We start from the raw sequence: 24,591 nt of genomic DNA, 5'->3' as shown, positions 1-24,591 counted from the left end.
ACAAGTTACTGCGTGTGGTTGCTACGGTGAGCGTAGTCACCTGAAGGGGAGTCCGTCACTGTGCCGATCGACCGCCCGCACTCCGTGAGCGTCGCCGGGGTCGTCATCGATGACGCCGGGCGTGCGCTGCTGATCCAGCGCCGGGACAACGGCCATTGGGAGCCGCCGGGCGGTGTGGTGGAGGCGGGGGAGACGATCCCGGACGCCTTGCAGCGCGAAGTGCTGGAGGAGACCGGGGTCAAGATCGCTCTCCCTGCTTCCCTGACCGGCGTCTACAAGAACATGACGCGCCTGATCGTCTCGCTCGTCTTCCGCTGCGAGGCGGCCGACGGCAGCCCGGCCACCGGCCCCGAGACCCGCGCGTGGCGCTGGGCCGCCCGGGACGAGGTCGACGAACTGGCCAGTGAGGCGTATGCGATCCGCGTTCTCGACGCCATGGACACCATGAACCCGCCGGCCGTGCGCGCCCATGACGGCGTGAGGCTCATCTAGCTCACCTGTCCGACACATGGCCGCTCAACCAGCACGAACTGCTCGACCGGTACGAGATCTCGGCCGCCACGAACCATGTGGTCCGCGCCTGCCACGAGATCGCTCGCGAGCACAGCCACTGCGGCTTCTGCAATCCCCGCACCGACCCCGGAGCCGACTCACACATCGACCTCATCGAAGCCGCCCGCCGCGACATCCTGACCAAGCTTCAAGTGCTCGTCACCGCAGCCGAACGCGTCGCCTGCGACATCGAAGTGGACCGCAAATGGCCCGAGGGAGTTACAAGTTTGTCAACGAGTTCAAGGCCGTGAACGGCGCGTGAGCGCGCCGCCTTGTCGGCGAAACCTACGCCCTCGCCGCCAGCGGCGGGCCCGCCCAGTGGTGCGCCGAGAGCTGCGGGCAAGGGCGAGAAATGATCTTCCGCGTATGCGGCGGTTGCGTCATGATGTCCCCATGGGGGCATCCACCGTGCGTGCAGCATTCCGTCTGACGTTCACCGACTATTACCAAGACCCTGAGGACAGCGATGTCCTTCGGCGAGCAGTCACTATCCAAGCCGACCGGATCACGTTCGATGAGGGGCGCCTCAACCTCTGGCTCGTAGGCACCCATGTCGGAGAGTTCCCGCTGGAAATCATCGAGTCTGTCTGTCTTCGGGGGGAGTCCGATAGTAGGCGAGAACCGTTGGAAGAACTCCGTGCTCGCTACCCGCATATGGGCCAGCCTTGGTCATCAGATGATGACGCTCGTCTACTTGCGCTGTACCAGCACGGAGAGCGTGACTTCGACACACTTGGAAAGCGATTCGGCCGGAAGCCCAGTGCTATCCGATCGCGACTGGCCAAACTCGGCCTAGAAAGCCTCACCTGATAGGTTCAAGGAATCGGCCTCTGTGACTGTTGTGACAGGAGGGGTTGTCCTGCACTCGGAGGGCTGAGCTGGGGTCCACAAATTTCACATGCGGGATGATCTTTTAACTGCCGACCAGGAAAATTAACCTGGTTGTTTGCTGTGCGGCGGCTAAATGCAGCGATCTCTGTAATGTGCAACCACCGCATGCGTCGCCCGTCGGTCGCCTCATCAGGTGGGATGCCTCACCGGCCTCTCCGTTTGCGGATCGCAATGCGGGTCAGGGATGGAATCCTCCCAGTTTCACAACGAACGCCGTTGGCGGGAAGGTGAATCAGGAAAACAGAATAGCGGCCGAGCGATTGAGGGGGCGGCATTTTGGCGTTCCTGGGACTCTGCGATGTGCTGCCTGAACGCCACCGGGCTATTTGGGTTGTCTCGCCCGGTAGGCTGGCGCTCGCCCGGCAGCGGGGAGTGGTCCGGATGTTCCGTCGTGCGCGTCCCTCGGCCCGACCATCCCACGCTCGCTGAGCCGGATGCCTGCGTAGTCCAGGAACGGCAGTTCTGGTTGATGAACACACGCTCGGCGAGGTCCAGGCGGAGGCCGTGGTCGGTGCAGAAGGGCGATCAGGTCGTCGCCCCAGCGGGCAACGGCCTGCCGAGGATCTGCTCGAAGGGCTGTGTCTTGCCTGCGTCGTCTTCGAATGGCAGGACGTTCAGCCGGGAGGTCAGTTTGTGCCGCCCGCTCATCCTGGGCAGCTACAACCGATCGTTGTGGCTCTCCGCATGGCGGTTGTCCGATCACGCTTGGGCAGCGGCTCTCCGCGATAGCTGCTCCGCAGTACGGCGCCGGAGGGGCGGTGTCGGGTGGTGGGGAGGACGGGGTGGCTGGGTGTTTCGTGGCTGGCAGGATGCGGGGCACGGGGATCGGGTCGGCGGTTCGGGCAGGTGGTTGGGGTGGCGGGCATGGTGGATCAGGGGACGGAACGGCGGAGTGGGGGGCCGGGGATCGGGCCGCGGGTGGGGGCTGGGCTCGTTTTTGGTTCGTCGGCGGCGGTGTTGGTGGTCGAGTTGGTCGCGTTGCGGTTGTTGGCGCCGCATGTGGGGCTGACCATGGAGATGAACACCATGGTGATCGGTATCGCCCTGGCGGCGATCGCCCTGGGGTCGTGGGCCGGTGGGCGGGCCGCGGATGTGGTGGCGCCGCGGCGGGTGTTGGGGCCGTTGCTCGGGGCGTCCGGGGTTGCCGTCGCGGTCACGCCGGCGCTGGTGCGGTTGGCCGGGAACGCGGATGGGGCGCTGGCGCTCTTGGTGGGTGGGGCCTGTCTGTTCCTGCCCGCCGCGCTGCTCACGGCGGTGACGCCCATGGTGACCAAGCTGCTCCTGACCGATCTGGAGGTCACCGGCACCGTGGTGGGCCGGCTGTCGGGGGTCGGGACGGCCGGGGGAATCGCAGGGACCGTGCTGACCGGGTTCGTGCTGATCTCCGTCGTTCCGGTCAGTGTCATCCTGCTCGTTCTCGGCGTGGTGCTGGTGGTCGCCGGGGTGCTCGTCGATGTGTCGGTGCGGGACTGGCGGCGCGGGCGGCGGGTGCTGGTGACCGGTGCGGCGGTCGGCGGCACCATGGCGGCGGGCGTCACCGGGAGCGTGGCCGTTCCGAGCGGCTGTGACGCGGAGACCCGGTACCACTGCGCGGTGGTCCTGCCGGATCCCGGGCGGGAGAGCGGACGGACGCTGGTGCTCGACGGGCTGCGGCACTCGTACGTCGATCTCGATGACCCCACGCATCTGGAGTTCCCCTACACGCGGGCGATCGCCTCGCTCATCGACACCGCGTTCCCGCAGGGCGAGGCGCTGGACGCCTACCACCTGGGAGCCGGCGGGCTCTCCGTGCCGGTCTATCTGGAGGAGGTGCGGCCCGGTTCGGACAGCGTGGTCTCCGAGATCGACCCGGGTGTGGTCGAAGTGGACCGCCGCTGGCTGGGCGTCGAGACGGGGGAGCGGCTGGACGTGCGGGTGGAGGACGGGCGGCTGGGGCTGCGGCGGATCGAGGACGGGTCGCGGGATCTGGTGGTCGGCGACGCGTTCGGGGGCGTCAGCGTGCCGTGGCATCTGACCACGAGGGAGGCGGTCGCGGACATCGAGCGGGTGCTGCGGCCCGGCGGTGTCTACACCGTCAACATGATCGATTACCGGGAGACGGCGTTCGTCCGTGCGGCGGTCAGGACGTTGCAGGCGGAGTTCGAGCACGTGGCGGTGGCGGCGGGACCGGGCGCGTTCGACGGGGCCGGTGGCGGCAACTTCGTGGCGGCGGCCTCCGGCAGCGCCCTGGACACCGCGGCGTGGGGCGAGCGGATCGCCGAGCGCGGCAGTGGCTGGCGGGTCGTGGAGGGCGATGAGCTGCGCGCGTGGGTCGGCGACGCCCGGGTACTCACCGACGACTTCGCGCCCGTGGACCAGCTGCTCACCCCGCACCCGCCCTCACGGCGGTGACTGGGTGAGCACGAACCAGGCGCCGTACAGCCCGGAGCCCAGCGCGGCGGCCGACAGCGTGGCCACGGTGGCCGGGCGGGGGAGCCGGGCCAGCCAGGCCGCCAGCGGCAGGAGCAGCGGGAAGGCCGGCATCAGCAGCCGGGGGCGGGAGGAGAAGTAGCCCTCGCTGACCAGGGCACTCGCGGCGATCAGCAGGGTGTAGACGAGGAGGGGGAGGGGCTGGCCCTGGCGGACGCACTGGATCAGCAGCACGAGTCCGCAGACCAGGACGGCGAGCACCAGCAGCCCGTGGGCGGGGTCGGCGCGCAGTCGTTCGGTGAGGAAGCGCAGGAATCCGGTGCCGCCGTCGAAGCCGTTGCCCCAGTCCTTCTGGACGTCGAAGTAGCCGGTCGGGCTGCCCATGCGGGCGCCCACGAACGCCACGTAGCCCAGCCAGCCGAGCGGGGCCAGCGCCATCGCGGCCAGCACCCGCGGGCGTGGCCGGCGGGCGCGCCACAGTTCCAGCGCCCCGCCGGTCAGGACGGCGGCGGCCACCGCCAGGCCCGAGGGGCGGGTGAGCCCGGCGGCCACGGCCAGGGCGCCGGCCGTGTACCAGCGGCCGGTGAGGACCGCGTACAGCGTCCAGGCGGCCAGCGCGGTGAACAGCGTCTCGGTGTAGGCCATCGACTGCACGAACGCGGGCGGCAGGGCGGCCCACAGGACGACCAGCACGAGGCCCACGGCGCGCCGCCCGGTCACCTGGACGGCGACGGCGTGGATGCCCCAGGCGGCGGCGAGCCCCGCCGTCCACCCGATGATCAGCCCGGCGTCGTGCGTGGGGACGGGCAGCACCGTGGTGAGGGCGCGTTCGAGGGCGGGGAAGAGCGGGAAGAACGCCAGGTCGTGTTCGGCCCGGCCGCCGATGTACTCGGTGTGGCCGTAGCCGTCCACGGCGATCCGGGCGTACCACAGGGAGTCCCAGCGCTGGGCGAGGACGGTGTGCACGTTCTCGCCCTCGGCGGCCGTCCAGATCGTCAGGACCAGCAGCCCGACGGCGCGCACGGCGGCGTAGACGAGCAGGGCCGGTCCGGCCGCACGCAGCGCGCCGCGGGCCCCGGTGGGCGCGGGGCGCATGGCCGGTGCGGCGGTGCGTTCGGTGGTCATCAGCCGGCGGGGCCGGTGCGGCGCAGCAGCAGCCGCCAGGGCAGCAGCGCCGCCTCCAGCTGGACGGCCGCCGACATCTTGGAGGCCCCGTGGCGGCGTTCCTCGAAGCGGATGGGGATCTCCAGGGCGCGGCAGCCGGCCCGCAGGGCGGCGTGCTTCAACTCGATCTGGAAGCTGTAGCCGGCGCTGCGGGCGTGGTCCAGGCGCAGCGAGGTCAGCGCGGTGGAGCGCCACAGCACGAAGCCGGCGGTGAGGTCGCGCAGCCCGGTGCGCAGCACGGCCCCGGCGTAGCGGTTGGCCCAGCGGGAGAGCAGCCTGCGGTGGACGGGCCAGGCGCCGGTGAGCTGCCCGCCGGGTACGTAGCGGCTGCCGATGACGAGGTCGGCGCCGGTGGCCTGGGCGCTGCCGAGCAGCTGGGGGATGTGGTGCGGCGGGTGGCTGCCGTCGGCGTCCATCTGGAGTACGTAGTGGGTGCCACGGGCGACGGCGGCGGCCATTCCGGCGGCGTACGCCCGGCCCAGCCCGTCCTTGCCCGCGCGGTGCAGCACCTGGATCCGGCCGGGGTGGCGCCGGGTCAGCTCGTCGGCGACCCGGCCGGTGCCGTCGGGGCTGGCGTCGTCGACGATGAGCAGCCGCAGCCCGGGCAGGGCCAGGGCGAGGAGCTCCGCAGCGATGCCGGGGAGCCCTTCGGCCTCGTTGTAGGTGGGCATCACGACGGTGAGGTCGGCGTCCCGGCCGTCCGCTGCTGCCATGCGCTCACTCCCCTGGATCTCCGAGGGCCGACACCGGTCATGGTCTCGCCCCGAAGGCGGGGATGGCTGCTCTTGTGCGGCGATCGGGTGATATGCCCGGTTGGGAGCTAGCGGGCGGCGAAGAAGGCCCGGATGTCCCCGGCCAGGACATCGGGGGCCTCCTGGGAGAGGAAGTGCCCGCCGCGGTCGAGTTCGCGCCAGTGGACCACGTGGTGGTCGCGCTCGGCCCAGCGGCGGATCGTCACATCGTGGGCCGAGACCAGGACACCGGTGGGAACGGTGCCGCGTGCCGGGGCCTCGCCGGACCAGTCGGCGGCGGAGATCTCCTCGTAGTAGATCTGGGCCGCCGAGCCCGCCGTGCCGGTCAGCCAGTACAGGGAGACGTCGGTGAGGATCCGGTCGCGGTCCACGGGCAGGTGGGACAGTTCGTCGAACTTCTCGGTGATCCAGGCGAGCTGGCCCACCGGCGAGTCGTGCAGCGCGTACGCCACGGTCTGCGGGCGCTTGGAGTTGCACTGGAGGTAGCCGTCGTTGAAGTTCTGCATGTGTTCCCAGCGGCGCTGCTCGGCCTCGGTGAGGCCCTCGAACTCGCCCTCCTCGCCGGCCGGGAAGGTCAGCAGTGCGTTGAGGTGGATGCCGATGACCCGGGCGGGAGCCTGCCGGCCGATGGCGGGGGCCACCCAGGCGCCGGTGTCGTACCCGTGGACGCCGAACCGCTCGTACCCCAGGCGGGACATGAGTTCCAGCAGGACGGCGGCCATCTTGGCCGCGTTCATGCCGGGTCCGGCCAGCGGGGTGGAGAAGCCGAAGCCGGGCAGCGAAGGGATGACCAGGTGGAAGCCGGAGAGCGGGCCGATGACGTCCAGGAAGTCGGTGACGTTCCCCGGCCAGCCGTGCAGGAGCAGCAGCGGGGTGGCGCCGGGGTCGGCCGAGGGGAGGTGCAGGAAGTGCAGCCGCTGTCCGTCGACGGTGGTGCGGAACTGCGGGTGCGCGTTCAGCTCCGCCTCCCGGGCGCGCCAGTCGAAGCCGGTGCGCCAGTGCTCGGCCAGCTCCTTCAGACGGTCCAGGGGGACGCCGCGTTCGCTGCCGACGCCGGGCAGTTCGTCCGGCCAGCGGGTGTGCGCCAGCCGGGCGGACAGATCGTCCAGCTGGGCCTGCGGAATGTCGATACGGAAGGGGTCGATCGAGGTCATGAACGGAACGCTAGGGGTACTTCAGGACACTTTCTGGCCGTAAGTCGGGTGAAGAAAGCGCTTCCTACCTGTTGACCCCGTGGAGTGCGCTCGCTTTGACTGTGCCCGGCCAAAGCATGTGAGGGAGTGGTGGAGATGAGATCCCTGTCCGGGTGGATCAGAGCGGGAGCCGGAGGTCTGGCGATCGCGTTGCTGGCCGCCGGCGCGGGCACGGCGGTGGCCGCACCCGCCCCGGAGGCGAACAACGCACAGACGTGGGAGGCCGTCACCTTCGGCCAGTCCACCGACCTCAACTTCGCGACCAACGTGCTGCCGGAGAAGATCGGCACCAACTACGCGGAACCCGAGCACCCCGGCACCATCGACGGGAAGATCGTCATGGAGAGCCGCGGCGGCAAACTCGCCCCCGGTCACGACGGGCTGACCTTCTACCAGACCGGCCTCGACCCCCGGACCGACAACTTCGTGCTCACCGCCGACATGACGGTGGAGCAGTTCGGGCCCGAGACCGGCGCGGCGCCCAACTCGCAGGACAGCGCGGGCATCATGGTCCGCGACGTCAACGGCGCACCCCGCCAGGACCCGATGGTCGCCGGCTTCGAGGAAGTGCCCGCCGCCTCCAACATCTTCGGCGCCGGAATGCTGCGCCAGGGCATCAGCGGCCTGGTCCGCACCGGGGTCACCGAGCCCTGGGGGAACCGGGGCAGCGCCCTGAAGGCCACCCCCTTCACCACCGACTCCCGGTACACGCTGCCGCTCGGCACCCCGGTCAGTCTGCGTCTGGAGCGCACCGACACCGAGTTCGTGATGTCGGCGACCTTCACCCACGCCGGGGAGCCCGCCACCTTCGAGCAGCGGGTGACCGGCGCCGACTGGGTCCAGGACATCGACCCCGACCGCATGTACGTCGGCTTCTACGCCGCCCGCAACGCCAAGGTGACCTTCGAGAACGCCCACCTCGAACTGAGCGGGGCACAGACCCAGCCGCGCCCGCCCACCGAGCCGGTGCCCGTCCAGCCCGCCCTCACCCTGCACTCGGCGCCGGAGACCAGCACCGCCCAGTACACGCTGCGGGCCCGTACGAACACGGCCGGCACGGTCACCGTCACCGACGAGCGCGGCAAGCGGGTGGCCCACAAGCGGCTGGCGGCCGGGGAGTTCTTCTCCCATCCGGTCCGGCTGAAGGACGAGAGCACCGGCTACACCTTCACCTTGGTGACCGGTGAGGGCGAGACCGTCACCCGCACGCTCACCGTCACCCGCACCGCGTACGGGGAGCGCGGCGACGGCGCCGTCATCCACGCCTCGCCCACCGGTACGGCCACCGCGGCCGGTACCGCCGCCCGCCCGGTGGACCTGCAGACCGCGCTGCGCCATGTGGCCCCCGGCGGGCAGGTGCTGCTGCACGGCGGAACGTACGAGCCGGCCGGCACGCTGAACCTGTCCGCCTCCTACAGCGGGCTGCCGAACAAGCCGAAGACGCTCAAGCCGTACCGCGACCAGCAGGTGATCATCGACGGACGCGGCGCGCTGCCGGTGGTGCTGCGGCTGGACGCCGACAACTGGCGGGTCGAGGGCTTCCGCATCACCCGGGCGGCCAGCAACGCGCTGCGGATGAGCGGCAGTCACAACGTCATCAGCGCGATGACGTTCAACTACAACGGGGACACCGGCTTCCAGATCACCGGCAGCGGTGAGGACCCGGCGTACTGGCCCCGGCACAACCTGATCACCGGCTGCGAGTCGCACGACAACCGCGACGCGAGCGACATCAACGCCGACGGGTTCGCGGCCAAGCTCGGCGTGGGCGAGGGCAACGTCTTCCGCGGGAACATCGCGCACCACAACATCGACGACGGCTGGGACCTGTACAACCGCACCAACGAGGGCGCCAACCTGCCCATCACCCTGGAGAACAACGTCTCCTACGCCAACGGCCGGCTCTCCAACGGCTACAACGAGGACAGCAACACCGGAAACGGCTTCAAGCTCGGCGGCGAGGGCCTGCCCGTGGACCACGTGGTGCGCGGCAACATCGCCTATGACAACAACATGGACGGCTTCTCGGACAACTTCAACCCCGGGCGGCTGACCCTCACCAACAACACCGCCTTCGACAACAAGCGGTTCAACTACCTGATCCGGTTCAGCCCTTACTTCTCCCCGGAGGAGCAGGGTGTCTACCGCGACAATCTCTCCTTGCGGACCCCGGGCGGCCGGGGCGGCGACGAGCCGGAGACGGACTTCATCGCCGGCGACGTCGATCGCACCAATGTGCTCTTCGACGGGGAGCGGGCCACGAACGCGGACGGTACGACGGTCGCGACGGCCGCCGACTTCCGCTCGCTCGAACTGCCCGAGCGGTACGCGCGCGGCCGGGACGGCACCCCTGAACACGGTGACTTCCTGCGCCCGGCGCAGCGTTCCCCGCTGAACAAGGCCGGTACGCACCGTTCGGTGATCGGCGCGCTGGACGGCTCGCGGCGCTGAGCACGGCCACGGCGTCCCCCCGGGTCTCTTTGACCCGGGGGGACGCCGTAGGCAACGCTGGTCACTGTGGCAACTTCCTTAACATTAACTCCCGTTGGTGAACAGTGGCCCGAGCGCACGCCGGGGCCGGAACACATCTACCCGCTCCACGGTCCCGACTTCGCGCGCGACCCCTTCTCGTACTACGACAACCTGCGCCGCCACGTCGGTGCGGTGGTGCCGGTATCGCTGGAGGAGACCCACCGCATCCGCGGCTATCTCGTCATCGATCACGCGGCCCAACTGGAGATCCTCCGGGACCAGCAGCAGATCTGGACCCGTGACCCGCGCTGGTACCGCGATCTCGCCGAAGGCGTCCTGCCCGCCGACCACCCGCTGATCGCCCAGCTCGCCTACCGCCGCAGCCGGCTGTGCTCCGAGGGCGCCGAGCACGACACGCTGTCGGGCCCGGGAAACAAGGCGCTGGCCCGGATGGACACGCTGCGCGTCGGCGATCTCGTCGAGGAACTCGCCGACCAGCTCATCGACTCCTTCTTCCAGGACGGGGACCCGGAGGCGGAAACCGTCGAGGTCGACATCCTGCGGCAGTTCGCGCTGCCGCTGCCCCTGCTGGTGCTGACGCGGCTCGCCGGGATGGACGAGCGCGAGGCGCTGGCCTCGGGCACCGCCCTCCACGCGATGCTCTCCGGCTCGGCCGGACCCCAGCACACCAGGGAGGAACTGGCCTCCCTGATGGCCGGCCTCGTGGAGCACAAGCGCAAGGAGCCGGGCCCCGACCTCGTCTCCTGGATGCTGCACCACAACCAGGACGACGCGCTCACCCCCGCCGAGCTGAGCGAGGACGTCTGGCTCCAGATCGCCGTCGGGCGCGGCGCGAGCACCGCCTGGATCTGCAACACGCTGCTGGAACTGATGACGAACGAGCGGCTCAACGAGGATGTCGCGGCGGCCCGCTGCTCGATGGACCAGGCGATGAACCACGTCATGTGGACCGACGCGCCGATCCAGAACCTCATCGGCCGCTGGGCCACCCGGCCGACCTGGCTCGGGGGATTCCGGATCAACGCCGGCGACATGGCGATCGTCAGTCTGGGGGCCGCCGCCGCCGACCCTGCGATGCGCTCGGTCGGCCTGGACACCTCCCGCACCAACAACGCCCATCTGGCCTGGGGCTCGGGAACCCACGGCTGCCCGGCCCCGGCCCGCGAACTGGGCGCGCTCATCGTGCGCACCGGCCTGGAGCGGTTGTGGGACCGTCTGCCGGACATGGAACTCGCCGTGCCCCGGGAAGCCCTGGAATGGTCGCAGCCGCACGTCGCCCGGACACCTCTCGCGCTGCCGGTGCGGTTCCCCCGGCCCTCCGCCGACCTGCCGAACGGCGCGTCGGAGGAGTGGACACTGACATCGGGTCCTTCGGAGACCGCGCCGGCTGCCCGGCCGGAGCAGCAGCACAGCCCCTTCACCACCCCTCCGCCCCGGACGGCCTCCCCGACGGGTAAGGACGGGTCCGCCGCCCAGCGGGGCAAGTTGCCCCTGTGGCGCTCCCCGGCGGCGTGGTGGCCCAAGCGGTGACCTTCCGTGAGGAGGACGCCCCCGTGGGGGGCGGTCATTCCGTGTCCGGCGTCCGGCGCTCCGGCGGCGCGCTGACGACCGTGGCGACCCCCAGGGCCGCGAGGTCCTGGGGGCGCAGCCGCAGTGTGTCCGACAGCTGCGGCACCTGCTCGGGCGGCAGTTTGAGGATGGCGGCGGCCAGTTCGGGCGCGATCACCGAGCAGTAGCTGTCCGGGGTGGCCCAGGTGTTGCCGGCCGCCGCCAGGGCCATCGCCCCGCCCGATCCGCCCTCGCCGATCAGCAGCGAGGTGATGGGCACCGGGGCGGTGGCCACTGTCGTGAACGTCTCCGCGATGGCCGGGCCGGCCCCGGCCCGCTCCGCGCGCGCGTCGTTGGCGGCACCCGGGGTGTCGATGAGGGTGAGCACCGGCAGCCCCAGCCGCCCGGCCAGCCGGATCACCCGGCTCGCGGTGCGGAACCCGGCGGGCGTGGTGGCCGTACCGCGCTGGGCGACGTACACGATGCCGCGCCCTGCGCGCAGGCCGATCCCGCAGCGCAGTCCGGGGTCCTGGCCGCCGGCCCGGTCGCCGCTGAGCGGCAGCGGTCCTGGCCCCGGCTCGAAGTACGCGCCCAGGTAGGCGTCGGCGCGCGGGCGGCGCGGGTCGCGGGCCGCCTGCACCGCCGCCCAGCCGGTCTGCGGCAGCGGGGTGTCGGTGAGCGGGGCGGGAGGCGGCGGGGCGCCCGGGTGCGGGCGGGTCAGTGCCGTGACGTAGCCGGTGAGGGTGGTGCGCAGCCGCTCGGGCGGGACGATGGCGTCGATCTGCCCGGTGGCGAGCTGGCTCTCGGCGGTGTAGGCGGCCGGGTCTGCGTCCGGGGGCCGTACCCGCGACCCGGCGAAGCCGACCTGGGCGCCGGGCAGGGCGATCACCACATCCGCGGCGCCGCCCAGCACGGCCCAGCCGCCGCCGGTGGTCGGGTCGCACAGCACGGCCAGTTGCGGCAGCCCCGCGTCGCGCAGCGCCGCCGAATGCCGGGCCACCCGCTGCAACTGGGTCAGCGCCCGCATGCCCTCCTGCATCCGGCTGCCGCCGGTGGCGATCAGCGACACCAGCGGCACCCGCCGCTCCAGGGCGGTCCGGTACGCCGTCTCCAGGCGGTCGCCGGTGCGTTCGCCCAGCGAGCCGCCGAGATAGCCGAAGACGAAGGAGATCAGCACCACCGGGACGCCGCCGAGTTCGGCCGTGCCGACCAGTACCGACTCGTCCTCGCCGGTGCGTTGGGCGGCGCGGGCCCGGGTCGCGTCGTAGCCGGGCCAGCCGATCGGGCCGTCCGCCGGCTGGGTGCGGGGGGCGACGGTCAGGGGGGTGAAGGTGCCGGGGTCGGTCAGGTGGCGGACGAGGTCACGCATGCGGGGCTCGCTTCATGCTCGTGCCCATGGCGTCGCAGGGCGGGGTGGTCGGGCACAGCGCCTCGGGGGGAAGCGCGGCGCCGGGCATGATCCGTACCCACCCCACCACGGCGGGCACCACCGCGACCAGCACCCGCTGCGCGCACGCCGTCGGCCGCCGGAAGCCACGGCTCACGGCCACGGCTCACGGCCGGGCGAGGACGGCGCGCAGCCGCCGGGCCAGGGCGGCGTTCTCCTCGGCGGAGGGCTCCAGGACACCGTTCTCGGCCATCAGGGACGCGAACTGCTGCCGGTGGTGGGGGACACCGGGCGGCAACCCCGCGATGTGCCAGTGCAGATGGGCGTTGCCCTGCTGACTGCCCAGGGACAGCAGATAGGTGCGCTCGGGCGCCAGGACCTCCTCCACCGCAAGCGCCGCCCGCCGTACGAGCGTCATCATCCGCAGATAGCCGGCCTCGTCCATGTCCCGCACCACGTGTTCGAGGTGGGCCTTGGGGGCGACCAGGAGTTTGCCCGGGAGGGTGGGCCAGCGGTCGAGGAAGACGATGTGGGCGTCGTCCTCGTGGACCCTCTCGTGCGCGTAACCAGGCTCTCCGGCGAGGAAGGAGCAGATGAAGCAGGGGCCGTTCCTGGCCCGTTCGGCATAGCTGCTCGCGTCCCAGGTCATGGCGGGGCCCTTCCTCACGGGGAACGGGCGCGGCCGGGCACCGTGGCCAGGCCGCGCCCGTGGTGTCCCTAGAGAGTAGGGACGTTCCGCAGATCGTCCAGCACGCCGTGGGTGGCGTGGGCGAGTTCGGCGGGGGTGGTGGGGCCGCCGGTGTAGCCGATGACGGGCATCGCGGCGGCGAGGGCCGCGTCCACACCGGCCGGGCTGTCCTCGATCACCAGGCAGTCGGCCGGCGCGGCGCCCATCGTGCGGGCCGCGTGCAGGAACAGGTCGGGGGCGGGCTTGCCGTGCGCCACGTCGTCCGCGCTGAAGATCCGCCCGGCGAAGCGCGGCCACAGCCCGGAGTGGGTGAGCGAGTGCCGGATCCGCCGGTGGTTGCCGCTGGAGGCGACGCAGTACGGCAGGCCGCGCGCGTCCAGGGCGTCCAGCAGTTCCACCACGCCCGGCATGGTGTGCGGCTGGGCGGCGAACGCCTCGCTGACCCGGGCGTGGTACGTCACCAGCCAGTCGGGACCTACGGGGGTGGTGGCGTGGGCGCGGATCTGCTCGTACAGGTACGCCTCGGGCCGGCCCAGGAACCGTTCGCGCACCTCGTCGGGGGTGAGCGGCCAGCCGGCCTCGGTGGCCATCTGCGCGACCACGGCGGGGCCGATGGTCTCGGTGTCGACCAGCACCCCGTCGCAGTCGAAGATCACCAGCCGTACAGAGTCGCCGATCACGCGCGGGCCGCCTCGATGGAGGCGAGCGCGGCGGTGACGACGGCCTGCGGGGTCATGCCCTTGGCCTCCAGCGCGTCGCCCGCCGGGGCGGACAGGCCGAAGTCGTCGATGGTGACCGTGGTGCCGGCCTCGCCGAGCAGGTCGTGCCAGCCGAACGGCGATGCCGCCTCGACGACGACGCGGGCGCGGACCGCCGGGGGCAGCACCCGGTCGCGGTACTCCCGCTCCTGGGCCAGGAACCACTCCTTGGCGGGCACCGAGACCACCCGGGCCGAGACGCCTTGTCCGGCGAGGGTCTCGCGGGCGGTCAGGGCCAGCGCCACCTCGCTGCCGCTGGCCAGCAGCAGCACGTCGGTGCCGTCCGCGACGACGTAGGCGCCGCGCGCCACCCCCTCGCGCACGGCCGGGGCCGGGGTGGGCAGGACCGGCAGGCCCTGGCGGGCGAGCACCAGGCCGACGGGGCCGCGGTGGCCGAGTGCGGCGAGCCAGGCGGCGGCGGTCTCGGTGGCGTCGGCGGGGCGTACCACCGTCAGGCCCGGCATGGCGCGCAGCGCGGCGAGGTGCTCGACGGGCTGGTGGGTGGGGCCGTCCGCGCCGAGGGCGACGGAGTCGTGGGACCAGACGTGGATCACGGGCAGCCGCATCAGGGCGGCCAGCCGCAGCGAGGGGCGCTGGTAGTCGCTGAAGACCAGGAAGGTGCCGGCGAACGGGGCGTCGTAGCCGACGATGGCGATGCCGTTGAGGGCGGCGGCCATGGCGTGTTCGCGCACGCCCCAGTGGATGTTGCGGCCGGAGAGGTCCTCGGGGAGGAAGGAACCGCCGCCCTTGATGGTGGTGCGGTTGGAGTCGCCGAGGTCGGCGGAGCCGCCCCACAGCGCGGGGTGCGCGGCGCACAGCGCCTGGATGACGGTGCCGGAGGCGTCGCGGGGCGCGATCGGCGTACCGGGGGTGAACTCCGGGAGCGCCTCGGCGAGGTCGGCGGTGGCGGGGGCGGTGATGGCGTGGGCGCGGGCGGCGGCCCGCTCGGGGTGCGCGGTCGCCCAGGTGGTGAGGGCCGTGTCCCAGGCGCGGTGCAGTGCGGCGCCGCGGGTCAGGGCGGTACGGGTGTGGGCGAGGACCTCGGCGGGCACGGTGAACGGCTCGGCGGCGACCCCCAGGCGTTCCTTGGTGGCGGCGACCTCGGCGGCGCCGAGCGGGGCGCCGTGCGCGGCGGGGGTGTTGATCGCGTGCGGGGCGGGCCAGGCGATCTGGGACTTCAGGACGATCAGGGCGGGGCGGCCGCGTTCGGCGCGGGAGGCGGTGAGGGCGGCGTCCAGCGCGTCGGTGTCGATGTCGCCGTCCGTGCCGAGGCCGACCTCGCGAACGGCCCAGCCCTGGGCGGCGAACCGGGCGCCGGTGTCCTCGCGGGTGGCGAGGTCGGTGCCGCCCTCGATCTGGATGCTGTTGTCGTCCCAGATGACGACGAGGTTGTCCAGCTCGTGCCGGCCGGCGAGTGCCCCGGCCTCGTAGGAGATGCCCTCCTGGAGGTCGCCGTCGGAGGCGAGGACCCATACGGTGCGGTCGGGGAGGCCGGCCTCGGCGGCGCCCGCCAGGCGCAGCGCGTCGCGCTTGAGGGCCATGGCCATGCCGACGGCGGTGGCGACGCCCTGGCCCAGCGGTCCGGTGGTCATCTCGACCCCTGCGGTGTGGCCGAGTTCGGGGTGTCCGGGGGTGAGCGAGTCCAGCTGACGGAACCGCCGCAGGTCCTCCAGCTCCAGGCCGTAGCCGGTCAGGTGGAGCTGGGTGTACTGCAGGATGCTGGCGTGGCCGCAGGACAGGATGAACCGGTCGCGGCCCTCCCAGGCGGGGTCGGCCGGGTCGTGCCGCACGTGCCGCTGGTAGAGCAGGTGCGCGACCGGGGCCAGGGCCATCGCCGTACCGGGGTGGCCGGAGCCCGCCGCCTCGACGGCGTCCATGGCCAGGGCGCGGGCGACCGCGACCGCCTGGCGGTCGGCGGGGCCGAGTATGGATCCGGTTCCGGTCACGGCAGGGCTCCTCTGTGAGCTACGAGATCATGTCGTCATGATGACTTGAAACAACGTAACGCATCGCTGTTCAGCGATGCTAGAGGGTGTTTTGTCCCTTTTATGCGGAGTAAGTTGCGGGGGATCTGACCGATTCCGGAAGCTTCCGCCGCGCAGTACGGTTACATCGAATTGACCTATTGACGTCCTCTGGGTTTCTAGTCATCATGACGTCTCGACGACACGTTCTCAGTGAGGAGGCGGCGGTGGCCGAGCGCAAATACGCCCAGGTGCGCGACCATCTGCTGAACCGGGTCAGCGATCTCCCGGTCGGCGGACAACTGCCCCCCGAGGCGGCACTCTGCGAGGAGTACGCCGTGAGCCGCATCACACTGCGCCGGGCCGTCGACGATCTGGTCAACGACGGTTACCTGATCCGTCAGCACGGCAAGGGCACCTTCGTCTCCCGGCCCCGCTACGCCCTCAAGCACCGTGAGCGGTTCGTCAGCGAGGTCACCGGCTTCTTCACGCAGATGACCCGGCAGGGCCACGCCGTCACCTCCGAGGTGCTGGCCCAGAAGCGGACGCGGGCCGGCAGCCGGCTGGCGGCAGCCCTGGACATCTCGCCGGCCGCCCCGGTCGTACGGCTGGAGCGGCTGCGCCGGGTGAACGGCGTCACGCACCATCTCGCCGAGTCGTTCGTGGCGGAGGAGCGGTTCCCCGACGTGCTGGGGGCGGACTTCACCGCCACCTCCCTGTACGCCCATCTGCGGGCGCATCACGACGTGGTGCTCACGCGGAACGAGATCGTCGTCGGCCTGCACACCTGTGACGGGCGCGAGGCCCAGCTGCTGGACGTCGCGGACGGCTCACCCCTGCTGCTGGCGACCTCCACGGTCTTCGACCTGGAGCGGCGGCCCGTGGTGCACGGGACGTCCAAATTCCTGCCGGAGAGCGCCGAGCTGTCCTTCGACATCCTCGCCGACGCCGACTAGCACCACGAGCACGAGAGATCACGGAGAAAGTGCCATGCTCAGCGAACTGCTGACCGAGGAGAAGATACGTTTCTCCGCCGACCGCCTCAGCTGGCGGGAAGCGGTGACCCAGGTCGCCGAACCCCTGCTGACCGCCGGTGACATCACCGCCGAGTACGTCGACGCCATGATCGCCTCCATCGAGGCGGGCGGCACCTACATCGACCTCGGCTTCGGCATCGCCCTGGCCCACACCCGCCCCGAGAAGGGCGCGGTGCGCACCTCGATCTCGATGCTGCGTCTCGAGGAGCCGGCCCCGCTGCTCGACCGGCCCGAGCACGCCGTCGATCTCTACTTCTGCTTCGCGGCGGTCGACGCCACCGCGCACACCCAGGCCATGTCCTCCCTGGCCCGCATTCTGTCGGACACCGAGACCCGGGAGGCGCTGCGCGCCGCCCGCTCGGCCGCCGACGTCCACCGGCTCATCACCGCATTCGAGGAGAAGAAATGAAGTTCCTGGCGATGTGCAGCTCGGGCCTCGGCTCCAGCTTCATGGTCCACATGAACATCGACGAGGTCCTGGGCGAACTCGGCGTCAGTGGCGTCGAGGTCGACCACACCGACATCGGCTCGGCGGGCCCCGAGAGCGCGGATGTCTTCTTCGTCGCCAAGGACCTGGCGGACACCGCCGCCGGCCTCGGGGACGTGGTGGTGCTCGAAAGCATCATCGACAAGGAGGAACTGCGCGAGGCGGTCAAGGCGGCCGCCGTGCGCAAGGGCCTGCTGTAACCCTTCCCCGGCTCCACCCGTCCCCCCGCTCGCTCCCCGATCCACAGCAAGGAACGTCTGTCCACTGCTGACGTCACCTGCATCGCGACCGAACCGCTCGTCGTGCCGTAGAAAGGCGCCACCCGTGAACGGCTTCCTCAACACCCTCGTGGACATATTCCGCGAACCATCCGTGATCATCGGCCTGATCGCCCTGCTCGGTCTGGTCCTCCAGCGCAAGTCCGCCTCGGACACCCTCAAGGGAACGATCAAGGCGTTCGTCGGCTTCCTCGTGCTGGCCGCGGGCGCGGGGGTCGTCTCCGGCGCCCTCACCCCGTTCGGCGACATGTTCCAGCACGCCTTCGACGTGCAGGGCGTGGTGCCGAACAACGAGGCCATCGTCGGTACCGTCCTCACCGACTTCGGCACCCAGGCCGCGCTGATCTTCTTCTTCGGCATGGTGGTGAACGTGCTGCTGGCGCGCTTCACCCGGCTCAAGTACATCTACATGTCCGGCCACGTGGCGCTGTACCTGGCCGCGATGACCGCCGTGATCCTGATGGCCAACGGCTTCGAGTCGTGGGAGGCCGTGCTGTGGGGTTCCCTCGCCCAGGGCATCGTCACCACCGTCTCGCCCGCCCTGGTGCAGCCGTTCATGCGCAAGGTCACCAAGCAGGAGAACGTGGCGCTGGGCCACACCGGGAACGTCGGCATCGCCACCTCCGGCTGGGTCGCCAAGCTGACCAAGGGTGACGCCGCCAAGTCCACCGAGGACCTGAAGATCCCCTCCGGTCTGGGCTTCCTGCGCGACACCACGGTCGTCATCGCGCTGTCCATGGGTGTCATCTACCTGCTGGTGACGCTGATCGCCGGGCCCGGCTACGTGGAGAGCGAGCTGAGCGGCGGCCAGTGGTTCGTGATCTGGGCGATCATGCAGGCCGGTATGTTCGCGGCCGGTGTCACGATCATCCTGGCCGGTGTGCGGGTCGTGCTGGCCGAGATCATCCCCGCCTTCAAGGGCATCTCGCAGAAGCTGGTCCCCAACGCCAAGCCCGCCCTGGACGTGCCGATCGTCTTCACCTTCGCGCCCAACGCGGTGCTGATCGGCTTCCTGGCCAGCTTCGCGGCCGGCCTGATCGGCATGGGCGTGCTGGCGGCCGTCGGCGGCACGATCATCATCCCGGGCATCGTGGCGCACTTCATGACCGGTGGCGCCTCCGGCGTCATCGGCAACGCGGTCGGCGGCCGGCGCGGCGCCGTCCTGGGCTCGATCGCCAACGGTCTGCTGATCACCTTCCTGCCGCTGCTGATCCTGCCCCGCCTGGGCGATGTCGGCCTGGCGAACTCCACCTTCTCGGACGCCGACTTCGGTGTCGCCGGGTTCCTGGTGGGCAACGCCGCCAACTGGGGTCACGTCGCGGTGATCGTGCTGGTGCTCGGCTCGCTGGTGGGTGTGCTGGTGGGCAGCGCGCTGGTGGACCGGCGGGAGAAGCGGAACAACCAGAGCGAAGACGCCGGGAACGACGCGGCCCCGGAGCAGGAGACGCAGCCCGTCTCCTGACCCGGCCGGCCCTCGAAGAACGGCCCGGGCCCGTACGGTACGCACCGTACGGGCCCGGGCCGTCGGGCTTGTGGGCGCCGGTCAGGCGTTGCCGGCCACCGCGTCGGAGAGCAGGGGGACCACCAGGTCCAGGGCGTAGGGCAGGGAGAGCACCGTGTTGGTGGCGAACGCCAGGGAGATCTCCGGGTCGTCCAGGACCAGTCCGCGGCCGTCGGCGACCGAGGGGATCGCCTGGTAAAGCGGGTCCTCGCTGATCTCGGTGGGCGGCACGCCGATCGGGGTGACGACGGTGACATCGGCGTCCAGCAGGTCCAGCCGTTCCTTGGAGACCGGGATGGAGAAGTCCTCGCCGGCCAGCTCGTTGACGGCGGGGCTGTTGGTGAAGCCGAGCGCCTCCACGAAGTCCACCCGGCCGCTGCCTTGGACGTAGGCGCCGTATCCGCCGGAGGTGACCGCGGAGACCACGATCGTCCTGCCCTCGAACTCGGGGTGGTCGGCGGCGGCCTGCGCGAAGGCGTCCTCGGTGTCGGCGATCAGCCGCTCGCCGGCCTCGGCGCGGCCCAGCGCGGTGGCGATCATGGAGACCTGCTCGCGCCAGGAGATCTTGTACTGCTGGCCCCCGTCGGGGACGCCCACGGTGGGGGCGATCCGCTCCAGCATGTCGTACCGCTCCTGGGTCCCGCTGGAGTTGAGGTCCAGGATCAGGTCCGGGTCGAGCTCGGCGATGCGCTCCAGCTCGGGCTCCATGGTGCCGATCAGCTCGGGGGCCTCGTCGTACAGGCCCTCGGCCCAGGGGCCGACGCCTTCTCCGCCGAAGGCCAGCCAGTCGCTGGCGCCGACCGGCTGGACGCCGAGCGCCAGGGCGGTCTCGGCGTCGCCCCAGCCGAGGGCGACGACCCGCTGCGGCTCCTCCTCGATGGTGACGTCACCGAAGGCGGTGGCGACGGTGACCGGAAAGGCTCCGCCGTCCGAGGAGGCGTTCTCCTCCTGGCCGGCGGTCCGGTCCGCGGTGCCGGCGTCGGAGCCGCAGGCGGTGAGGGGGAGGACGAGGGCGGCGACGGCGAGCAGGGCCAGCCGCACACGGGGCAGATGTCTCATGCCGTTAGGTTAGCCTACCCTTACTTTGCTGAGTGATGCCGCCCCATCGGTACGATCAGCGGCGTCCCGGAGACCGGGTCGTCCACCAGCGTGCAGCGCAGCCCGAACACGTCCGACACCACCTGCTCGGTGACCACCTCGGCCGGCGGCCCCTCCGCCACGATCCGCCCGTCCCGCATCGCCACCAGGTGATCGGCGTACCGGCAGGCCAGGTTCAGATCGTGCAGCACCACCACCACAGTGGTGCCGGCCGAGGTGTTGAGGTCCGTCAGCAGATCGAGTACCTCCACCTGGTGGGTGATGTCCAGGTACGTGGTCGGTTCGTCCAGCAGCAGCAGATCGGTGCCCTGGGCCAGCGCCATCGCGATCCACACCCGCTGCCGCTGGCCGCCGGAGAGTTCGTCCACCGCCCGGTCCGCCAGCTCCGCCACATCCGTGGCCTCCAGCGCCTCGGCGACCGCCCGCTCGTCCTCCTCGCTCCAGCGCCGGAACCAGCTCTGGTGCGGATAGCGGCCCCGGCCCACCAGATCGGTGACGGTGATGCCCTCGGGCGCCACCGGGGTCTGCGGCAGGATGCCGAGCGTGGTGGCCACCTCGCGGGTGGGGCGGGAGTGGATGGACGCGCCGTCCAGCAGCACCGAACCGGAGGCCGGGGTCAGCAGCCGGGCCAGACCGCGCAGCAAGGTGGACTTCCCGCAGGCGTTCGGCCCCACGATCATGGTGATCCGGCCCGGCGGTATGTCCAGGGACAGGCCCTTGACCACCTCGTGGCGGTCATAGGTGAGCCGCAGCTCCTCGGTGCGCAGTGTGTGCTGAACGGTCATGGGCGGAGGTTCTCCCTTGGACGGGCCCGCGGTACGGGCGCGAATGCCGGCGCCGGTCAGCCGCCGCGGCCGACGCGATTGGCGGTGGCCAGCAGCCACAGCAGATACGGGGCGCCGACCACGCTGGTGACCACGCCGACCGGGATCTGGTGCGGGCCGAGCAGATGCTGGCCGATGTAGTCGGAGAGCAGCACCACCAGCACCCCGGTGAGGGCGGCCGGCAGCAGTGCCGCGTCCTGGCGGCGCAGCAGGCCACGGGCGATGGGCGCGGAGACGAAGGCGACGAAGCCCACCGGTCCCGCGGCGGCGGTGGCGACCCCGGCCAGTGCCACGGCGCACAGCAGCAGGGCGACGCGGGAGGGTTCGGTGCGGGCGCCCAGGCCCCGGGCGGTGTCGTCGCCCAGCTGGAGCGCGGGCAGGGCGCGGGCGGCGAGCGCGGTCAGCGGGATCAGCAGGGCCAGGGCCAGCAGCAGGGGGCGGGCCTGGTCCCAGGACCGGCCGTTGAGGGAGCCGGCGAGCCAGACGAAGGCCTGCTGGGCGACCATCGTCTCCGAACGCGTCATCACGTAGGAGACGGTGCTGGTGAGGGCGGAGGCCACCCCGACGCCGATCAGCACCAGCCGGTAGCCGGTGACGCCGCGCCGCCAGGCGAGCGCGTAGATCAGTACGGCGGCGGTCAGCGCCCCGCCGAGCGCGGCCAGCGAGACGGCCGGGCCGCTCAGGCCCAGGATCACGAGGGAGATCACGGCCGCTGCGCTCGCCCCGGCGCTGATGCCGATCACATCGGGGCTGGCCAGCGGATTGCGCAGCAGGGACTGGAAGATGGCCCCGGCCACCGCGAACGCGGCGCCCACCCCGACGGCGGTGGCGGCGCGCGGCAGCCGCAGCTCCATGATGATGAACGCGTCGCCCCGGCTGCCGCCCCCGGTGAGGGTGGCCAGCACGTCGGGCAGCGGGATCGACTTGTCCCCGGTCGCCAGCGAGAGCAGGAAGACGGCGATCGCCCCGGCCAGCAGTCCGGCGCAGACGACGAGGGTGCGCCGGCGCCGGGTCCGCCGGGCGTGGCGGATGGCGCCGATGGCGCGGGTGTCCGTTGTCGTTCGGGCGTCCGTCGTCACAGCGCGCCCGTCTTCCTGCGGCGGACCAGGGCGATGAACGGGGGGACGCCGATCACGGCCGTGACGATGCCGACCTGGAGTTCGCCGGGGCGGGCGACGAGGCGGCCCACCACGTCGGCGGTCAGCAGCAGCGTGGGGGCCAGCAGCGCCGAGTAGGGCAGGATCCAGCGGTAGTCGGGGCCGGTGAAGGCGCGGGCGATGTGCGGGATGACCAGGCCGACGAAGGCGATGGGCCCGGCGATGGCGGTGGCCGTGCCGCACAGCAGCACCACGGCGCAGGCCGCCAGGGCGCGCACCGCGCCCACCCGCTGGCCCAGTGACCGGGCGGTGTCGTCGCCCATGCTGAGGGTGTTGAGCCAGCGTCCGCTGACCAGCGCGCACAGCGCGCCGGCCACGATGAACGGCGCGGCCTGGGTGAGCAGTCCGTCCTCGGTCCTGGTCAGCGCGCCGACCTGCCAGAAGCGGTACTGGTCGAAGGCGTCGTTGCTGGTGAGGATGATGGCGCTGGTGACCGAGCCGAGCGCGGCGGTGGTGGCGGCGCCGGCCAGGGCCAGCTTGATGGGGGTGGCGCCCTCGCGGCCCAGGGAGCTGACCCCGTAGACGAGTGCGAAGGCGCACAGCGCCCCGGCGAAGCCGAACCACACATAGCCGCTGAGGGTGACGATGCCCAGCGTGTTGATGGCGAGGACGACGAAGAGCGCGGCGCCGGCGTTGACGCCGAGGATGCCGGGGTCGGCCAGCGGATTGCGGGCCACGGCCTGCATCACGGCTCCCGCCAGGCCCAGCGCGACCCCCGCCAGCACACCGATGACGGTGCGCGGGACGCGGACCTCATGGATGATCAGCTGCTGGGTGTCGGAGGGGTCGTAGGCGGTGAGTGCCTGCCACACGGTGTGCGCCGGAATGTGCGCGGTGCCCAGGGCGAGGGAGGCGATGACCGCGAGCAGCAGGGCCGCGGCCGCCGGGATGAGCCCGGCGGCGAGCAAAGGGCGGGAGCGCGAGGACGGCGTGGCCGTCGTGCTGCGTATGCCCATGTGTCTGATCGCGTCTGTCTGTGCGCCGGTCTCCCAGTAAGGGAAGGCTACCCTAACATGTGCGTCAGTAGGTGACCTTCAGCTCCGAGAGGTCCTCGGGCCAGGACTCCGGATCCCACAGACCCGAGCGGCGCAGCGCGTTGGAGCAGTGCAGAAAGACCTCGTCGGTCTCCACGATCAGAGCCAGCGCCGGGCGGCGGCCCTTCAGCGCCATCCGGTCGAAGAACTCGCCGTCCCGTACCAGCGTGGCCCGGCCGTTGATCCGCAGCGTCTCGGCGGCCCCCGGGATCATGAAGATGAGCCCCACCTGCGGGTTGCTCAGGACATTGCGCCAGCTGTCGACCCGGCGGTTGCCGAGCCGGTCGGGTATCGCGATCGTGGAGTCGTCCAGCACCTGCACGAACCCGGGCGGATCGCCCCGCGGCGAGACATCGCAACTGCCGTCCGCGGCCGAGGTGGACAGGACGCAGAACGGGGAGGTGGCCAGCCACTTCCGCTCGAACGCCCCGAGTTCCTTCTTCACCTTGTCGATCACGACAGGGTGCGGGGTGCCGACGATCTCGGGCAGTTCATCGGCGGAGGTGACCGCGTGCTCGTACATCATCCGGCCGATGCTCTCACCCGGCTCCCGGCGGGTGCGCAGGCGGGTGGCGCCGGCTCAGCGCTCCCGGCGCCCGTAGCGCTGCTCGAACTTCTGCACCTGTCCCTCGGAGTCCAGCACCCGGGCCTTGCCCGTGTAGAAGGGATGGCTCTCCGAGGAGATCTCCACATCGATCACCGGATACGTCTCCCCGTCGTCCCACTCGATGGTGCGGTCGCTGGTGGCCGTCGACCGGGTGAGAAAGGCGTACCCGGCGGAACGGTCCCGGAAGACCACCTGCCGGTAAGGGGGATGGATGTCCGATTGCACGGTTCCTCCCGGACTGGGGCGGATGCCTCCCTTCATGCTCGGCGCGCCCGGACGCCCCCGCAACCGGAGCGGGACGGTGCCGCCTACGCCGCGTCGGCGGCACCGGTCCGGGACCCCTCGCCCGCCGCGGTGGAGCGCTCGTACTCCGCGCGGGCCGTCTCCAGCAACTGCCGCCAGGAGGTGACGGTCGGCCGCCGGCGCAGCAGCGCCCGCCGCTCCCGCTCGGTCATCCCGCCCCACACTCCGAACTCGATCCTGTGGTCCAAGCCGTAGGCCAGGCACTCGGTCTTCACCGGGCAGCCGGTGCACACCGCCTTGGCGCGGTTCTGCTCCGCGCCCTGCACGAACAGTTCGTCCGGGTCGGTCTTGCGACAGATCCCGTTCTTGCTCCAGTCGGTTTCCCAACTCATCCCGGTGCCGTCCTCCCACGGTCCCATGACCATTCTCAGCTGAGGACGTTACGGAATGCGACGGCATGGCAACACCCCCAGTCGGTCCCATCTGGCATGGCCCGATGGGACTATGCCAACGGCCAGGTCACTCT

At 71.4% G+C, this 24,591-nt stretch carries 23 protein-coding genes and 1 pseudogene; 8 read left to right on the top strand and 16 right to left on the bottom strand.

Annotation, left to right across the window (positions count from 1 at the left end; genetic code table 11):
• The first annotated feature begins 84 nt into the window (after positions 1-84).
• Positions 85-492, top strand: a complete 408-nt coding sequence (locus SXIM_RS09815; protein WP_046725558.1) for an NUDIX hydrolase — start codon at positions 85-87, stop codon at positions 490-492.
• Positions 493-1,843: 1,351 nt separating this feature from the next.
• Here SXIM_RS09815 and SXIM_RS28025 read toward each other — a convergent pair.
• Positions 1,844-2,091: pseudogene (locus SXIM_RS28025) on the bottom strand (LbetaH domain-containing protein); the annotation flags it as partial.
• Positions 2,092-2,307: 216 nt separating this feature from the next.
• Here SXIM_RS28025 and SXIM_RS09805 point away from each other — a divergent pair.
• The gene (locus SXIM_RS09805; RefSeq protein WP_046725557.1) at positions 2,308-3,834 is read left to right on the top strand and encodes a fused MFS/spermidine synthase; all 1,527 of its coding nucleotides are present in this window, start codon (positions 2,308-2,310) and stop codon (positions 3,832-3,834) included.
• Here the strand turns inward: SXIM_RS09805 and SXIM_RS09800 are convergent.
• The 3 genes from SXIM_RS09800 to SXIM_RS09790 all read right to left on the bottom strand — a co-directional run bounded on the left by SXIM_RS09800 (position 3,823) and on the right by SXIM_RS09790 (position 6,922).
• A complete protein-coding gene (locus tag SXIM_RS09800; RefSeq protein WP_046723670.1) occupies positions 3,823-4,977 on the bottom strand; it encodes a membrane protein in 1,155 nt (384 codons plus the stop codon). The two genes, SXIM_RS09805 and SXIM_RS09800, sit on opposite strands and share 12 nt — an antisense overlap.
• A complete protein-coding gene (locus SXIM_RS09795; RefSeq protein ID WP_046723668.1) occupies positions 4,977-5,729 on the bottom strand; it encodes a glycosyltransferase in 753 nt (250 codons plus the stop codon). Before SXIM_RS09795 ends, SXIM_RS09800 begins: the two co-directional genes overlap by 1 nt.
• A gap of 107 nt (positions 5,730-5,836) precedes the next feature.
• Entirely contained in the window at positions 5,837-6,922 is a 1,086-nt protein-coding gene (locus SXIM_RS09790) for an epoxide hydrolase family protein (RefSeq protein ID WP_046723667.1), read from the bottom strand.
• A gap of 135 nt (positions 6,923-7,057) precedes the next feature.
• On the opposite strand from SXIM_RS09790, the gene SXIM_RS09785 reads away from it, so the two are divergent.
• Together SXIM_RS09785 and SXIM_RS09780 are read left to right on the top strand one after the other, a co-directional pair.
• Complete coding sequence (locus tag SXIM_RS09785; protein ID WP_246156863.1) at positions 7,058-9,412, top strand: right-handed parallel beta-helix repeat-containing protein; 2,355 nt, start codon at positions 7,058-7,060, stop codon at positions 9,410-9,412.
• 66 nt (positions 9,413-9,478) lie between these two features.
• Positions 9,479-10,984: a cytochrome P450 family protein gene (locus tag SXIM_RS09780; protein ID WP_246156862.1), complete on the top strand. Its 1,506-nt coding sequence runs from the start codon at positions 9,479-9,481 to the stop codon at positions 10,982-10,984.
• Between the two features lie 34 nt (positions 10,985-11,018).
• Here the strand turns inward: SXIM_RS09780 and SXIM_RS09775 are convergent, their stop codons facing one another.
• The 5 genes from SXIM_RS09775 to SXIM_RS09755 form a co-directional block, all read right to left on the bottom strand.
• Positions 11,019-12,371, bottom strand: coding sequence for a carboxyl transferase domain-containing protein (locus SXIM_RS09775; protein WP_046723662.1), 1,353 nt, complete (start codon positions 12,369-12,371; stop codon positions 11,019-11,021).
• Complete coding sequence (locus SXIM_RS09770) at positions 12,364-12,546, bottom strand: hypothetical protein (protein ID WP_148236090.1); 183 nt, start codon at positions 12,544-12,546, stop codon at positions 12,364-12,366. Before SXIM_RS09770 ends, SXIM_RS09775 begins: the two co-directional genes overlap by 8 nt.
• 9 nt (positions 12,547-12,555) lie before the next feature.
• Positions 12,556-13,038, bottom strand: coding sequence for an HIT family protein (locus SXIM_RS09765; RefSeq protein WP_030736039.1), 483 nt, complete (start codon positions 13,036-13,038; stop codon positions 12,556-12,558).
• 68 nt (positions 13,039-13,106) lie between these two features.
• The gene (locus tag SXIM_RS09760) at positions 13,107-13,757 is read right to left on the bottom strand and encodes an HAD family hydrolase (RefSeq protein ID WP_046723660.1); all 651 of its coding nucleotides are present in this window, start codon (positions 13,755-13,757) and stop codon (positions 13,107-13,109) included.
• Complete coding sequence (locus SXIM_RS09755; protein WP_046723658.1) at positions 13,754-15,781, bottom strand: transketolase family protein; 2,028 nt, start codon at positions 15,779-15,781, stop codon at positions 13,754-13,756. The genes SXIM_RS09760 and SXIM_RS09755 overlap by 4 nt, the downstream gene beginning before the upstream one ends.
• 245 nt (positions 15,782-16,026) lie before the next feature.
• On the opposite strand from SXIM_RS09755, the gene SXIM_RS09750 reads away from it, so the two are divergent.
• The 4 genes from SXIM_RS09750 to SXIM_RS09735 all read left to right on the top strand — a co-directional run bounded on the left by SXIM_RS09750 (position 16,027) and on the right by SXIM_RS09735 (position 19,063).
• On the top strand, positions 16,027-16,755 hold the full coding sequence (locus SXIM_RS09750; protein ID WP_043178269.1) for a GntR family transcriptional regulator: 729 nt from the start codon (positions 16,027-16,029) through the stop codon (positions 16,753-16,755).
• Between the two features lie 34 nt (positions 16,756-16,789).
• Entirely contained in the window at positions 16,790-17,245 is a 456-nt protein-coding gene (locus tag SXIM_RS09745) for a PTS sugar transporter subunit IIA (RefSeq protein WP_030736026.1), read from the top strand.
• Positions 17,242-17,523 carry a PTS sugar transporter subunit IIB gene (locus tag SXIM_RS09740; protein WP_019433515.1) on the top strand — a complete coding sequence of 94 codons (282 nt, stop codon included), beginning with the start codon at positions 17,242-17,244 and terminating at the stop codon, positions 17,521-17,523. The genes SXIM_RS09745 and SXIM_RS09740 overlap by 4 nt, the downstream gene beginning before the upstream one ends.
• Positions 17,524-17,647: 124 nt before the next feature.
• On the top strand, positions 17,648-19,063 hold the full coding sequence (locus SXIM_RS09735; protein ID WP_030736023.1) for a PTS ascorbate transporter subunit IIC: 1,416 nt from the start codon (positions 17,648-17,650) through the stop codon (positions 19,061-19,063).
• A gap of 81 nt (positions 19,064-19,144) precedes the next feature.
• Here the strand turns inward: SXIM_RS09735 and SXIM_RS09730 are convergent, their stop codons facing one another.
• The 7 genes from SXIM_RS09730 to SXIM_RS09700 all read right to left on the bottom strand — a co-directional run bounded on the left by SXIM_RS09730 (position 19,145) and on the right by SXIM_RS09700 (position 24,457).
• Entirely contained in the window at positions 19,145-20,161 is a 1,017-nt protein-coding gene (locus SXIM_RS09730) for an iron-siderophore ABC transporter substrate-binding protein (protein WP_046723656.1), read from the bottom strand.
• Between the two features lie 20 nt (positions 20,162-20,181).
• Entirely contained in the window at positions 20,182-20,985 is an 804-nt protein-coding gene (locus SXIM_RS09725) for an ABC transporter ATP-binding protein (protein WP_046723654.1), read from the bottom strand.
• 56 nt (positions 20,986-21,041) lie between these two features.
• Positions 21,042-22,103: a FecCD family ABC transporter permease gene (locus tag SXIM_RS09720; RefSeq protein ID WP_030736013.1), complete on the bottom strand. Its 1,062-nt coding sequence runs from the start codon at positions 22,101-22,103 to the stop codon at positions 21,042-21,044.
• The gene (locus SXIM_RS09715) at positions 22,100-23,137 is read right to left on the bottom strand and encodes a FecCD family ABC transporter permease (protein WP_043178267.1); all 1,038 of its coding nucleotides are present in this window, start codon (positions 23,135-23,137) and stop codon (positions 22,100-22,102) included. Before SXIM_RS09715 ends, SXIM_RS09720 begins: the two co-directional genes overlap by 4 nt.
• Positions 23,138-23,201: 64 nt before the next feature.
• Complete coding sequence (locus SXIM_RS09710; protein ID WP_030736009.1) at positions 23,202-23,741, bottom strand: MSMEG_1061 family FMN-dependent PPOX-type flavoprotein; 540 nt, start codon at positions 23,739-23,741, stop codon at positions 23,202-23,204.
• A 54-nt stretch (positions 23,742-23,795) separates the two neighbouring features.
• Positions 23,796-24,047 (bottom strand): type B 50S ribosomal protein L31, encoded by a 252-nt coding sequence (locus SXIM_RS09705; protein ID WP_030736007.1) that lies wholly within the window; start codon positions 24,045-24,047, stop codon positions 23,796-23,798.
• 83 nt (positions 24,048-24,130) lie between these two features.
• The gene (locus SXIM_RS09700) at positions 24,131-24,457 is read right to left on the bottom strand and encodes a WhiB family transcriptional regulator (protein WP_158708068.1); all 327 of its coding nucleotides are present in this window, start codon (positions 24,455-24,457) and stop codon (positions 24,131-24,133) included.
• Positions 24,458-24,591 lie beyond the last annotated feature (134 nt).

It is taken from the genome of Streptomyces xiamenensis, assembly GCF_000993785.3.
GTDB lineage: Bacteria > Actinomycetota > Actinomycetes > Streptomycetales > Streptomycetaceae > Streptomyces > Streptomyces xiamenensis.
The sequence above is the reverse complement of the archived record's forward strand: the minus strand, read 5'-3'. Positions and strand labels throughout refer to the sequence as shown.

What these genes read in the sequence shown, in the direction of transcription:
- SXIM_RS09805 (WP_046725557.1), top strand. Translation starts at nt 2,308, where the DNA reads ATGGTGGATCAGGGGACGGAACGGCGGAGTGGGGGGCCGGGGATCGGG.
- SXIM_RS09800 (WP_046723670.1), bottom strand. Translation starts at nt 4,977, where the DNA reads ATGACCACCGAACGCACCGCCGCACCGGCCATGCGCCCCGCGCCCACC.
- SXIM_RS09795 (WP_046723668.1), bottom strand. Translation starts at nt 5,729, where the DNA reads ATGGCAGCAGCGGACGGCCGGGACGCCGACCTCACCGTCGTGATGCCC.
- SXIM_RS09790 (WP_046723667.1), bottom strand. Translation starts at nt 6,922, where the DNA reads ATGACCTCGATCGACCCCTTCCGTATCGACATTCCGCAGGCCCAGCTG.
- SXIM_RS09785 (WP_246156863.1), top strand. Translation starts at nt 7,058, where the DNA reads ATGAGATCCCTGTCCGGGTGGATCAGAGCGGGAGCCGGAGGTCTGGCG.
- SXIM_RS09775 (WP_046723662.1), bottom strand. Translation starts at nt 12,371, where the DNA reads ATGCGTGACCTCGTCCGCCACCTGACCGACCCCGGCACCTTCACCCCC.
- SXIM_RS09765 (WP_030736039.1), bottom strand. Translation starts at nt 13,038, where the DNA reads ATGACCTGGGACGCGAGCAGCTATGCCGAACGGGCCAGGAACGGCCCC.
- SXIM_RS09745 (WP_030736026.1), top strand. Translation starts at nt 16,790, where the DNA reads ATGCTCAGCGAACTGCTGACCGAGGAGAAGATACGTTTCTCCGCCGAC.
- SXIM_RS09740 (WP_019433515.1), top strand. Translation starts at nt 17,242, where the DNA reads ATGAAGTTCCTGGCGATGTGCAGCTCGGGCCTCGGCTCCAGCTTCATG.
- SXIM_RS09730 (WP_046723656.1), bottom strand. Translation starts at nt 20,161, where the DNA reads ATGAGACATCTGCCCCGTGTGCGGCTGGCCCTGCTCGCCGTCGCCGCC.
- SXIM_RS09725 (WP_046723654.1), bottom strand. Translation starts at nt 20,985, where the DNA reads ATGACCGTTCAGCACACACTGCGCACCGAGGAGCTGCGGCTCACCTAT.
- SXIM_RS09715 (WP_043178267.1), bottom strand. Translation starts at nt 23,137, where the DNA reads ATGGGCATACGCAGCACGACGGCCACGCCGTCCTCGCGCTCCCGCCCT.
- SXIM_RS09710 (WP_030736009.1), bottom strand. Translation starts at nt 23,741, where the DNA reads ATGATGTACGAGCACGCGGTCACCTCCGCCGATGAACTGCCCGAGATC.
- SXIM_RS09700 (WP_158708068.1), bottom strand. Translation starts at nt 24,457, where the DNA reads ATGAGTTGGGAAACCGACTGGAGCAAGAACGGGATCTGTCGCAAGACC.